The following is an 11,239-nucleotide window of genomic DNA, read 5'->3' on the forward strand; positions in this document are numbered from 1 at the left end:
CGTCAACCTAAAGATACCTGCTAAAGATCCCGCCCATGTCCACTGCCACGCACGCTAAAGTTTTGATACTCGGTTCCGGCCCCGCCGGTTACACGGCGGCCGTCTATGCGGCACGCGCCAACCTGAACCCGGTACTTGTTACAGGCCTGGCCCAAGGCGGCCAGCTCATGACCACCACGGATGTGGACAACTGGCCGGCGGACGCCGACGGCGTGCAGGGTCCGGACCTGATGCAGCGCTTCCAGAAGCACGCCGAGCGCTTCAACACCGAGATGCTGTTCGACCACATCGCCAAGGTCGATCTCTCCAAGCGTCCCTTCACCCTGACGGGCGACACCGGCAAGGTCTACACCTGCGACGCCCTCATCATCGCCACCGGCGCGTCGGCCAAGTACCTGGGCCTGCCTTCCGAGCAGGCCTTCATGGGCCGCGGCGTGTCGGGCTGCGCCACCTGCGACGGCTTTTTCTACCGCAACCAGGACGTGGTCGTGGTGGGCGGCGGCAACACCGCCGTCGAAGAGGCGCTGTACCTGTCCAACATCTGCCGCAAGGTCACCCTGATCCACCGCCGCGACAAGTTCCGCGCCGAGCCCATCCTGGTCGACAAGCTCATGAGCAAGGTCGAGAACGGCAATATGGAACTGAAGCTGTTCCATACGCTGGAAGAAGTGCTGGGCGACGACGGCGGCGTCACCGGCGTGCGCGTGCGCCACGTCGAGACCGGCGCCACCGAGGACATGGCGGCCACCGGCGCGTTCATCGCCATCGGCCACCAGCCCAATACCGAGATCTTCCAGGGCCAGCTCGAAATGAAGGACGGCTACATCGTCACCAAGAGCGGCCTGTCCGGCATGGCCACGATGACCTCGGTGCCGGGCGTGTTCGCCGCCGGCGACGTGCAGGACCACGTCTACCGCCAGGCCATCACCAGCGCCGGCACCGGCTGCATGGCGGCCCTGGACGCACAGCGGTGGCTGGAGAATGCGGGGCAGTAAGGTCGGCCTGGCCGACCTCAAGCGCCTGAAGAAAGACCTCCAGGAAGAACGCGAGCGCGCCGCCCTGGCCCCGCCGCGCGCGGCGCCGGCCAAGGCCGAAGCCGCGCCCGAGGACGACCTGGCCGCGTTCCGGCGCACGCTCAAGTCGGTCACGCCGCTCAAGCCGTCGCAATCCGCGCGCGTGGCGCACAAGCCGCCGGCGCAGCCCGCCCCGGCATTGCGCCGCGCCAACGCGCTGGGCGAGACGCCCGCGCGCGCCGACGCCGGGGTCTCCGACGGCGGCGAAATCACCCACCTGCTGTCCGAAGGCGGCACCGCCTTCGTGCGCGGCGACGCCGCCCCCGACACCGCGCGCAACCTGCGCCGCGGCCAATGGCGCGCGGGCGCCGAACTGGACCTGCACGGCCTGCGCGTGGAACAGGCCCGCCACGCCCTGCTCTCGTTCCTGGACGAATGCCTGGAACACGGCATCCGCTGCGTGCGCGTGGTGCACGGCAAGGGCTACGGCTCGCAGGGGCTGGAGCCGGTGCTCAAGGACAAGGCGCGCACCTGGCTGGTGCAGAAGGCCGAAGTCATGGCGTTTTCCGAAGCGCCCGAACGCGAAGGCGGCGCCGGCGCGCTGCTGGTGCTGCTGCGCCAATCCGAAGGAGCCCGCAAATGAAGTGGCTGTACCTGGCCGTGGCCATCATCGCGGAAATCTTCGCGACCAGCGCGCTCAAGGCGTCCGACGGACTGACCCGGCTGACGCCCTCCATCGTCACCGTGGTCGGCTACCTGATCTCGTTCTATTTCCTGTCGCTCACGCTGCGCGTGATCCCGGTGGGCATCGCCTACGCCATCTGGTCCGGCGTGGGCATCGTGCTGATCTCCATCGCCGGCGCGGTGCTGTTCAAGCAGCACCTGGACGCGCCGGCCCTGATCGGCATCGGGCTCATCATCGCCGGCGTGGTGGTGATGAACGTGTTCTCCAAATCCGTCGCGCATTGAACGCCTCCGCGCACACGGCCCGGCGCCGGCTGCTGGCGGCCGGATTCTGCCTGGGCTGGCTGGGCGGCCTGCTTTCGCGCGCGGCTCTGGCGCAGGAGTTCAACCGGGCGGCTGAATTGAAGCGCTACCGGGCCTGGTTCCAGGCTTTCACGCAGGACATCGAGCGGCTGTCGGCCGCCCGCCGGCCGCTCAGCGACGCGCAGCTGGACGCGCTGTTCGCACGCACCGTGGTGCCGGGGTCGCGCGCGGCGGCGTTCATCCGGGGCACTTTCACGCAGCGCGGCGACGACGGCACGTACGTTGCCCGCTACGGCCCGCGCCGGGTCTTCATGGGCGTGCTGCAAAACGCCATCCCCGCCGGCCAGGGCGGCGTCTATCCCAAAACCGACCCCGCCCTGAAAGGCCCCGAGCTGACGGTCTGGTACATGCACGTGGACGCGGGCGACATGGCCAACACTTACCTGAAATCGCCCGAGAATTTCACCCCTTACCGGCTGCCGCCGGCCGGCACGCTGGAACGCAAGGCCTATCCCTTCCTGCTGATGGAATCGCGCGACGGGACGCTGCGCCTGGGCGGCGTCAGCAGCGAACTCTGGGGCCTCATCGTCCATCTGCACAATGCCGCGCTCTGACCGAACCGCCCTGGCCGCCTTGACGGCGCTGCTGCTGGCCCCGGGGCTGGCCCATGCCCTGTGCACGCCGCTGGCCGCGTCCGGCCATAAAGAGACGCTGGCGGCCGACGTCCGGCTCGACGAAACCAATACACTCCTCGGCCTGGACGGCTCGCGGATCAAGACCTGGCAGCCCCCGGCGGGCGTGGAAACCGGCGCGCGCGCCGTCCCCTACATCTGGGCCGAACGGGTGGACTGGTCGGTCTATGCCGCCGAACCCGGCGCGCGCATCGCGACCACGCTGCTGCGCTACGAACGCGGCGCCGACGGCGCCAGGCATCTGTGCGGCATCGCCCTGTACAACCCGCGCACCGTGGAAGAAGCGCTCGCCTCGCCCGCCGCCAGCCTGCCTGCGCCCGACCAGGAAATCCGCTATTACTACGACGAAACCAGCCGCCTGAGCGGCTACGAACAGCGCTGGCGCGCCTGGGACGGCAGCCGCAGCCAGTCCGAACGCCACTGCCTGCGCTACGACGAGCACGGCTGGCTGGCCGAACTGGGCAAGGGCTCGTGCAACGGTGCTCCGCGGCCCCAGGCCCGCTATGTGCACGACGCGGCGGGCCGTCTGCTGCGCACCCTGCTTTATCCGGAAGGCCGCGACCAGCCGCAGGAAGTGGTGGTATACGACGAGCAGGGCCGGCCCGCCCGGCGCTATCTGCGGCAGGACGGCGCCCTGCCGTACCGGGCCATGGAAACGGCCAATCCCGCGCTCATCGTGCCGGGCCCCGACTGGACGCCGCCCGCACTGGATTCGTATGGCTACGCCTGGTCCATCGTGCAGACGCGCGACGCGGACGACGCCAGCCTGTACGCGGCCGCCAGCGATCCCGCCGCCGTGCTCGCCAGCGGCACCAGCGGCGGCGACGGCCGCTTCACGCTGTCATCCGCCCAGGGCCGGCGCATCTGGGATGCAATCCGGCAGTCGCCCGGCCTGGTGCACTGGCTGTGGGCGCCGGGCCAGATCTACGCGCTGCTGCCCGCCATGCCGCAACGGGCGTGGGCGGCCTGCGCCGACCCGCGCAATCCCGACCCCGGCGCCTGCTAGGGATTCTCGCTCTGCGGCCGGGCCGCGCCCGGGCTGCGCAGGTAGTCCACCAGCGCCAGCGTGGCCCTGTCCGGCGCCGGCGTCAGCAGGGACACCACGATGATCGTCAGGAACGCCACCGGCGCGCCGAAGACGCCGGCGGCGATCGGCTGGATGCCCCACCACAGGTCCACCGGCTGCGTGCGCGACACGCCCAGCACCCATTCGCGCAGCCACGGATGCGTGTGCGTCATATAGGCGAAAGTCGCCGCCAGCCCCGCCGCCATGCCGAACGTCGCCCCCCATTTGTTGGCGCGCCGCCAGAACACGCCCATCACCAGGGCCGGGAAGAACGAGGAGGCGGCGAACGAGAACGCCGCCGACACCATGAAGAGAATGTCCGCCGGCTTGCGCGCCGCCACCCAGGCCGCGCCGAACGCCACCAGCAGCAGCAGGATCTTGGACACCATCACCCGGCGCGCGGCCGACATGCGCGGCGACACCATCCGATACCACATGTCGTGCGACAGCGAGTTGGACAGGGTCAGCAGCAGCCCGTCGGCCGTGGACAGCGCGGCGGCCAGCCCGCCCGCCGCCACCAGGCCCGAGATCACATAGGGCAGCCCGCCGATCTCCGGCATGGCCAGCACAACCACGTCCGCCCCCATGCTGATCTCGCTCAGCTGCACGATACCGTCGCGGTTGAGGTCGGTGACGTCCAGCAGGTTGCTGTCGACCGCGCTCCAGGCGTGCACCCAGTTGGGCAGGCTGAGGAAGCTGGAGCCCACCACCTGGGTATAGACCTCGTACTTCACCAGCAGCGCCAGCGCCGGCGCCATGAAATACAGCAGCAGGATGAACAGCAGCGACCAGCACACCGAACGGCGCGCCTCGATGATGGAGGGCGTGGTGTACGAGCGCATCAGGATATGCGGCATGCCGGCGGTGCCCAGCATCAGGCACAGCACCAGCGCCAGGAAATTCACGCGCATATTGCGCCGCTCTTCGGCGTCCTTGGCCGGAAAAGGCTCGGCATGCGGGGTGGGCGGCGCGGCGCGCGCCTCGAACGTGGCGCGCGCCTGCGACCACACCGTGCGCGCCTCTTCCACGCTGGCCGGGTAGCTGGCCAGTTCGCGCTCGGCCGAACGGATCTCGACCATCGGCGCCTCGCTCGCGTTCAGCTGGGCCAGCCGGCTGCGCAGCTTGTCCTTTTCCAGGGTCCAGGATTCCGGCAGGGCCGCCACGCGCCGCGCCATGTCGTCGGCATGCTGCTGCCACAGGCGCCGCACTTCGATCTCCGAGGGGTCGTTCTGCAGGTACACCTCTTTCTCGGTGACCTGCTGCAGCACCGCGCCGGCCGACAGCTGCGGCACCGGCATGTGGGTGTGCTTGACCGACAGCCATATCACCGGCACCAGGTAGGCGATGACCAGGATGATGTACTGGCCCACCTGCGTCCAGGTCACCGCGCGCATGCCGCCCAGGAAGGAGCACACCAGCATCCCGCCCAGCGCCACGAAAATGCCCAGCTCGAACGATATGCCGGTCATGCGCGTGGTGATGATGCCCACGCCGTAGATCTGCGCCACGAGATAGGTGAAGGAGCACAGGATCGCGCAGGCCACGCCGGCCATGCGCGGCATGTTGCCGCCGTAGCGCGCGCCCATGAAGTCGGGAATCGTGTACTGGCCGAAGCGCCTCAGATAGGGCGCCAGCAGCATCGCCACCAGCACGTAGCCGCCGGTCCAGCCCATGATGTAGGCCAGCCCGCCGTAGCCGGTCAGGTACAGCGTGCCGGCCACGCCGATGAAGGAAGCCACCGACATCCAGTCGGCCGCGGTGGCCATGCCGTTGTAGATGGCGGGCACGCGGCGCCCGGCCACGTAGTACTCCACCTGGTCGGAGGTGCGGCAGACGATGCCGATGCCCGCGTACAGGCTGACCGTCACCAGCAGGAACACGTAGCCGATCCAGTTGCGCGGCATGCCCAGGATCTCGGCCAGCGCCATCAGCAGGATCATCAGCGCGAAGCCGGCGGTGTACAGCACGTAGATACGCCGCAGGCGCAGGCGGAACTGCTGGGGCGTGTCGCCGCTGAAAAACGGCATCAGCGCTCCTCCCCGGCCTCGTCGGCGCGTTCATCGGCGCGATTCATAGTCCGGGCGTAGACGGCGATGATGACCAGATAGGCCAGCGGCGCGCCGTAGGCGGCCATCCAGAACGCGAAGGGCCAGTCCAGGAAGCCGAAGCTCAGGCTGCGGGCGAAATACGAGGGAACGAAGGTCAGCGCCGCCCAGATGGCGAGCAGCAGCAGAATCAGCCGCAGGTTGCGGCGCCAATAGGGAGTCGGTGCGGGATCAGGGTGTGAATGACGCGATTCCGGCATAACTAGGGTGAGCGGGGCTCCGCCTGAATGTCGCGAAAACGCGGCGCTTGAAAAGCCCCCTGCGGAAGCAATGCCGGCTTTTTATGCGACAACGGCTGGCACTACCAGGTGCCAGCCGTTGTGCGTTTTGCTTTTTTTCTGGGTACTGCTTACTTTTTTTATGTACCGGTGCCGCCGGTATTTGCCCATGCAGGGCTTTGTCTCCTCACCTGCATGGGATGAGATTCTGCACCAGTAGCGGGATTGTCACACTAGGGGAATGCCCTAAGAAGGAGCATTCATTTACATATTCGCTGCACCATATAAGTGCATTTCGATCGAAACATCCTAAATATTGGGATTTTTCGTTTTTACGTTTCATTTATCCCGCCCCGCCAAACCTATACCCCGTTTTTACCCCCCGCTGCGTAACCTGCCGGTGTCCTGATCGGCCCTGGCCGCGCCTGCCGGCGCGCGGGCCGTCCGCTTTCGGGAGAAAAACGTGGATGCCTTCTATATCGCCATTTTCGCCGTGCTGGCGGGGCTGACCTACGCCCTGCTGCGCTTCTGCCTGGCCCTGTCTTCGGGAGCACGGGCATGAACGCGCTTTATTGGCTGAGCGGCGTGACCGCCGCCCTGTTGTTCGTCTACCTGCTGGTGGCGCTGTTCAAACCGGAGAAATTCTGATGTCCGCCGAATTCATCGGATTGCTCGCCGCCTACCTGGCGGTCCTGCTGGCCGTCGCGCCGTTTCTGGGGCGGTATATCCGCGCGGCCATGGAAAACCCGCAGTCCCGGCTGACGGCCTGGGGCCGCCCGCTGGAACGCGGCATTTACCGGCTGGCCGGCATAGACCCCCAGGCCGAAATGGGCTGGCAGCGCTACGCCCTGGCCGTGCTGGCCTTCAACATCGTGGGAATCGCGGCGGTCTACGCCCTGCAGCGCCTGCAGGGCGTGCTGCCCCTGAACCCCGCCGGCCTGGGCGCGGTGGCGCCGGACTCGGCGCTGAACACCGCCATCAGCTTCGTCACCAACACCAACTGGCAGGGCTACGGCGGCGAGTCCACCATGAGCTACCTGACCCAGATGCTGGCGCTGACGGTGCAGAACTTCGTCTCGGCCGCGACCGGCATCGCCGTGCTGTTCGCTTTGGTGCGCGGCCTGGCGCGCCATTGCTCCACTACGGTGGGCAATTTCTGGGCCGACATGGTGCGTTGCACGCTGTACGTGCTGCTGCCGCTGTCGCTGGTGCTGGCGCTGGCGCTGGTCAGCCAGGGCGTGATCCAGAACTTCAGCGCCTACCAGGAAGTCCAGACCCTGGCCGGCCAGACCCAGACGCTGGCCATGGGCCCGGTGGCCTCGCAGGAATCGATCAAGCTGCTGGGCACCAACGGCGGCGGCTTCTTCAACGCCAACTCCTCGCATCCGTACGAAAACCCCACGGCGCTGGCGAACTTCCTGGAGATGCTGGCCATTCTGGCGATCCCGGCGGCGCTGTGCTTCTCGTTCGGCGAGATGGTGGGCAGCCGGCGCCAGGGCATCGCGATCCTGGCGGCCATGACGCTGCTGTTCGGCGCGTTCGCGCTGTCGGCCGGCTACTTCGAGCAGCAGCCCAATCCCATGGCCGCGCAGGCCGGCGCCTCGGTGTCCGGCGGCAACATGGAAGGCAAGGAAACCCGCTTCGGCATCGCCGTGACCTCGCTGTTTGCCACCGTCACCACGGCGGCCTCCTGCGGCGCGGTCAACGGCATGCACGATTCGTTCACCGCGATGGGCGGGCTCACGCCGATGCTGCTGATGCAGCTGGGCGAGGTGGTCTTCGGCGGCGTGGGTTCGGGCCTGTACGGCATGCTGGCCTGCGCCATCCTGGCCGTGTTCATCGCCGGGCTGATGATAGGCCGCAGTCCCGAATACCTGGGCAAGAAGATCGAGGCCCACGACATGAAGATGGTGTCCATCGTCATCTTGGCCACGCCGCTGCTGGTGCTGGGCGGCACGGCGCTGGCCGTGTCCGTCGCCGCCGGCCAGGCCGGCGTGCTGAACCCGGGCATCCACGGTTTTTCGGAAATCCTCTATGCCCTCAGCTCGGCGGCGAACAACAACGGCAGCGCCTTCGCCGGCCTGTCGGCCAACACGCCCTTCTACAACGTCCTGCTCGGCGCGGCCATGTGGTTCGGCCGCTTCGCCATCATCGTCGCGGTGCTGGCGCTGGCCGGCTCGCTGGCCGCCAAGCGCCGCCTGCCCGCCGGTCCGGCCAGCATGCCCACGACCGGTCCGCTGTTCGTGACCCTGCTGATCGGCGCGGTGCTGATGGTGGGCGCGCTGACCTACGTGCCCGCGCTGGCCTTGGGGCCGGTCGCCGAACACTTGATGCGGTAGCGCCGCATAACTGGAATATGAAAATGGCCAAGATTGAAACCTCCGCCTTCGGCGCCGCGGGCGGCGCCGCCCACGTCCCTGCCGCCGCCCCGCAGGAACGCGGCTTCGGACTGTGGTCGGGCGCGCTGGTCGCCCCCGCCCTGCTGGAAAGCCTGCGCAAGCTATCGCCGGCGGCGCAGTTGAAGAACCCCGTGATGTTCGTGGTCTACGCGGGCAGCATCCTGACGACCGTGCTGTGGGTCATGGCCCTGCGCGGCATGGCCGACGCGCCCGCCGGCTTCATCCTGGCGATCGCCGCGTGGCTGTGGTTCACCGTGCTGTTCGCCAATTTCGCCGAGGCCCTGGCCGAAGGCCGCGGCAAGCAGCAGGCCGCCGCCTTGCGCGGCCTGCGCACCACCGTGAACGCCCGCCTGCTCAAGGGCTGGCGCGAGGCCGACGCGCGCCACGCGCAGCCGGCCGAATGGCGCGGCCTGGCGGTCAGCCAGCCGTCCGGCCTGCTGCGCCGCGGCGACGTGGTGCTGGTCGAAGCGGGCGAGACCATACCCGGCGACGGCCAGGTGCTGGCCGGCGTCGCCTCGGTGGACGAAAGCGCCATCACCGGCGAATCCGCGCCGGTGATCCGCGAGTCCGGCGGCGACTTCTCCTCGGTCACCGGCGGCACGCGGGTGCTGTCTGACTGGATCTTCGTGCGCATCGAGGCCGACCCGGGCGAGAGCTTCCTGGACCGCATGATAGGCATGGTCGAAGGCGCCAAGCGCCAGAAGACGCCCAACGAACTGGCGCTCACCATCCTGCTGGTCGGCCTGACGGTGGTGTTCCTGCTGGTGGTGGCGACCCTGCTGCCGTTCTCGATCTACGCGGTCGACGCCGCCGGCGCGGGCGCCGCGGTCACCGTGACCGTGCTGGTGGCGCTGCTGGTCTGCCTGATCCCCACCACCATCGGCGGGCTGCTGTCGGCCATCGGCGTGGCCGGCATGAGCCGCATGATGGGCGCCAACGTCATCGCCACCTCGGGACGCGCGGTCGAGGCCGCCGGAGACGTGGACGTGCTGCTGCTGGACAAGACCGGCACCATCACCTTCGGCAACCGCCAGGCCTCGGCCTTCCTGCCCGCGCCCGGCGTGTCCGAACGCGAACTGGCCGACGCCGCGCGCCTGGCCTCGCTGGCCGACGAAACGCCCGAGGGCCGCAGCATCGTGGCCCTGGCCGACAAGCTCCTGCGCGCGCCGGCCGCGCCCATGGCGGGCGCGCAGTTCGTGCCCTTCAGCGCCCAGTCGCGCATGAGCGGCGTGGACGCCGGCGGCCGTAGCATCCGCAAGGGCGCGGTCGACGCCGTCCAGTCCTGGCTGGCGGCGCAGGACTCGGCGGTGCCGGCGCAGGCGCGCCAGCTGGCCGAGGACGTCGCGCGCCGCGGCAGCACGCCGCTGATGGTCAGCGACGGCAGCCGCGCGCTCGGCGTGGTCGAACTGAAGGACATCGTCAAGCCCGGCATCCAGTCGCGCTTCGCGGCGCTGCGCCGCATGGGGATCAAGACCGTCATGATCACCGGCGACAACAAGCTCACGGCGGCTTCCATCGCCGCCGAGGCCGGCGTCGACGACTTCCTGGCCGAGGCCACGCCCGAGGCCAAGCTCAAGCTGATCCGCACCTACCAGGCCGAAGGCCGGCTGGTGGCGATGACGGGCGACGGCACCAACGACGCACCCGCGCTGGCGCAGGCCGACGTGGCGGTGGCGATGAATTCGGGCACCCAGGCGGCCAAGGAGGCCGGCAACATGGTGGACCTGGACTCCAACCCCACCAAGCTGATCGAGATCGTGGAGATCGGCAAGCAGATGCTGATGACCCGCGGCGCGCTCACCACCTTCAGCGTGGCCAACGACGTGGCCAAGTACTTCGCCATCATTCCCGCCGCCTTCGCCGCCGTGTATCCGCAGCTGCAGGTGCTGAACGTGATGGGCCTGGCCACGCCGGCCTCGGCCATCCTGTCGGCCGTGATCTTCAATGCGCTGATCATCGTGGCGCTGATTCCGCTGGCGCTCAAGGGCGTGCGCTACCGCCCGCTGGGCGCGGCGACGCTGCTGCGCCGCAACCTGCTGATCTACGGCCTGGGCGGGCTGCTGGTGCCGTTCGCCGGCATCAAGCTGATCGACATGGTGCTGGCCGCGCTGGGCTGGGCCTAGGCCCGGGCTTATTCCAAGGAACCAATCATGAAATCCTCCGCTACCCTGCCGCGCCAAGCCGGCATCCTGCGCCCGGCGCTGGTCGTCTTCGCCGCGCTGTCGCTGGTGACCGGCCTGGCCTATCCGTTCCTGACCACCGGCATCGCCGCCGCCGTGTTTCCGCGCGAAGCGGCCGGCTCGCTCATCGAGCAGGACGGCCGCGTCGTCGGCTCCGAACTGATCGGCCAATCGTTCAGCGCGCCCGGCGACTTCTGGGGCCGGCCGTCGGCCACCGGGCCCGCGCCATACAACGGCGCCAACTCCGGCGGCTCGAACCTGGGGCCGCGCAATCCGGCGCTGGCCGAGGCCATCCAGGCGCGCATCGCCGCCTTGAAGGCGGCCGATCCCGACAACCCCGTGCCCGTGCCGGTGGACCTGGTCACCGCGTCCGGCAGCGGACTGGACCCGCACATCAGCCCGGCCGCGGCGGCCTACCAGGCCGCGCGCGTGGCGCGCGCCCGCCATCTGCCGCGCGCGCAGGTCGACGCGCTGATCCAGGCGCATACCGAAAAGCCCTGGCTGGGCGTGCTGGGCGAGCCCGCGGTCAACGTGCTGACGCTGAACCTGGCGCTGGACCGGCTGGCGCCGGCGCGCTGA

The 11,239-nt window shown here is 68.9% G+C and carries 11 protein-coding genes; 9 read left to right on the top strand and 2 right to left on the bottom strand.

Translation table 11 applies throughout. The annotated features are described in order from the left end of the window. The first annotated feature begins 35 nt into the window (after positions 1-35). From trxB to AC1IQ6_RS22530, 5 genes are read left to right on the top strand one after another with little or no spacing between them, the layout of a single operon-like run. Positions 36-995: a thioredoxin-disulfide reductase gene (gene trxB / locus AC1IQ6_RS22510; RefSeq protein ID WP_102774228.1), complete on the top strand. Its 960-nt coding sequence runs from the start codon at positions 36-38 to the stop codon at positions 993-995. Further along, positions 982-1,656 (top strand): Smr/MutS family protein, encoded by a 675-nt coding sequence (locus AC1IQ6_RS22515; RefSeq protein ID WP_111826484.1) that lies wholly within the window; start codon positions 982-984, stop codon positions 1,654-1,656. Before trxB ends, AC1IQ6_RS22515 begins: the two co-directional genes overlap by 14 nt. Further along, complete coding sequence (locus AC1IQ6_RS22520) at positions 1,653-1,982, top strand: DMT family transporter (protein WP_102774226.1); 330 nt, start codon at positions 1,653-1,655, stop codon at positions 1,980-1,982. Before AC1IQ6_RS22515 ends, AC1IQ6_RS22520 begins: the two co-directional genes overlap by 4 nt. After that, on the top strand, positions 1,979-2,614 hold the full coding sequence (locus AC1IQ6_RS22525; RefSeq protein ID WP_485865331.1) for a hypothetical protein: 636 nt from the start codon (positions 1,979-1,981) through the stop codon (positions 2,612-2,614). The genes AC1IQ6_RS22520 and AC1IQ6_RS22525 overlap by 4 nt, the downstream gene beginning before the upstream one ends. After that, positions 2,601-3,698, top strand: coding sequence for a hypothetical protein (locus AC1IQ6_RS22530; protein WP_485865332.1), 1,098 nt, complete (start codon positions 2,601-2,603; stop codon positions 3,696-3,698). Before AC1IQ6_RS22525 ends, AC1IQ6_RS22530 begins: the two co-directional genes overlap by 14 nt. On the opposite strand, the gene AC1IQ6_RS22535 is transcribed toward AC1IQ6_RS22530, so the two are convergent. Together AC1IQ6_RS22535 and AC1IQ6_RS22540 are read right to left on the bottom strand one after the other, a co-directional pair. After that, on the bottom strand, positions 3,695-5,785 hold the full coding sequence (locus AC1IQ6_RS22535; protein WP_102774224.1) for a sodium:solute symporter family protein: 2,091 nt from the start codon (positions 5,783-5,785) through the stop codon (positions 3,695-3,697). The two genes, AC1IQ6_RS22530 and AC1IQ6_RS22535, sit on opposite strands and share 4 nt — an antisense overlap. Next, a complete protein-coding gene (locus tag AC1IQ6_RS22540) occupies positions 5,785-6,063 on the bottom strand; it encodes a DUF4212 domain-containing protein (protein ID WP_102774223.1) in 279 nt (92 codons plus the stop codon). The genes AC1IQ6_RS22535 and AC1IQ6_RS22540 overlap by 1 nt, the downstream gene beginning before the upstream one ends. A gap of 576 nt (positions 6,064-6,639) precedes the next feature. Here AC1IQ6_RS22540 and kdpF point away from each other — a divergent pair. Genes kdpF through kdpC form a run of 4 tightly spaced genes read left to right on the top strand, consistent with a single transcriptional unit; the run spans position 6,640 to position 11,239 of the window. Next, on the top strand, positions 6,640-6,729 hold the full coding sequence (kdpF, locus tag AC1IQ6_RS22545; protein ID WP_102774222.1) for a K(+)-transporting ATPase subunit F: 90 nt from the start codon (positions 6,640-6,642) through the stop codon (positions 6,727-6,729). Continuing rightward, positions 6,729-8,420 (top strand): potassium-transporting ATPase subunit KdpA, encoded by a 1,692-nt coding sequence (kdpA, locus tag AC1IQ6_RS22550; protein ID WP_485865333.1) that lies wholly within the window; start codon positions 6,729-6,731, stop codon positions 8,418-8,420. The genes kdpF and kdpA overlap by 1 nt, the downstream gene beginning before the upstream one ends. A 23-nt stretch (positions 8,421-8,443) precedes the next feature. After that, the gene (kdpB, locus tag AC1IQ6_RS22555) at positions 8,444-10,603 is read left to right on the top strand and encodes a potassium-transporting ATPase subunit KdpB (protein WP_485865334.1); all 2,160 of its coding nucleotides are present in this window, start codon (positions 8,444-8,446) and stop codon (positions 10,601-10,603) included. A 27-nt stretch (positions 10,604-10,630) separates the two neighbouring features. Further along, positions 10,631-11,239, top strand: a complete 609-nt coding sequence (kdpC, locus tag AC1IQ6_RS22560) for a potassium-transporting ATPase subunit KdpC (protein WP_102774219.1) — start codon at positions 10,631-10,633, stop codon at positions 11,237-11,239.

This window comes from Achromobacter sp. MUI-25009338, assembly GCF_057359325.1.

What these genes read in the sequence shown, in the direction of transcription:
- trxB (WP_102774228.1), top strand. Translation starts at nt 36, where the DNA reads ATGTCCACTGCCACGCACGCTAAAGTTTTGATACTCGGTTCCGGCCCC.
- AC1IQ6_RS22515 (WP_111826484.1), top strand. Translation starts at nt 982, where the DNA reads ATGCGGGGCAGTAAGGTCGGCCTGGCCGACCTCAAGCGCCTGAAGAAA.
- AC1IQ6_RS22520 (WP_102774226.1), top strand. Translation starts at nt 1,653, where the DNA reads ATGAAGTGGCTGTACCTGGCCGTGGCCATCATCGCGGAAATCTTCGCG.
- AC1IQ6_RS22530 (WP_485865332.1), top strand. Translation starts at nt 2,601, where the DNA reads ATGCCGCGCTCTGACCGAACCGCCCTGGCCGCCTTGACGGCGCTGCTG.
- AC1IQ6_RS22535 (WP_102774224.1), bottom strand. Translation starts at nt 5,785, where the DNA reads ATGCCGTTTTTCAGCGGCGACACGCCCCAGCAGTTCCGCCTGCGCCTG.
- AC1IQ6_RS22540 (WP_102774223.1), bottom strand. Translation starts at nt 6,063, where the DNA reads ATGCCGGAATCGCGTCATTCACACCCTGATCCCGCACCGACTCCCTAT.
- kdpF (WP_102774222.1), top strand. Translation starts at nt 6,640, where the DNA reads ATGAACGCGCTTTATTGGCTGAGCGGCGTGACCGCCGCCCTGTTGTTC.
- kdpA (WP_485865333.1), top strand. Translation starts at nt 6,729, where the DNA reads ATGTCCGCCGAATTCATCGGATTGCTCGCCGCCTACCTGGCGGTCCTG.
- kdpB (WP_485865334.1), top strand. Translation starts at nt 8,444, where the DNA reads ATGGCCAAGATTGAAACCTCCGCCTTCGGCGCCGCGGGCGGCGCCGCC.
- kdpC (WP_102774219.1), top strand. Translation starts at nt 10,631, where the DNA reads ATGAAATCCTCCGCTACCCTGCCGCGCCAAGCCGGCATCCTGCGCCCG.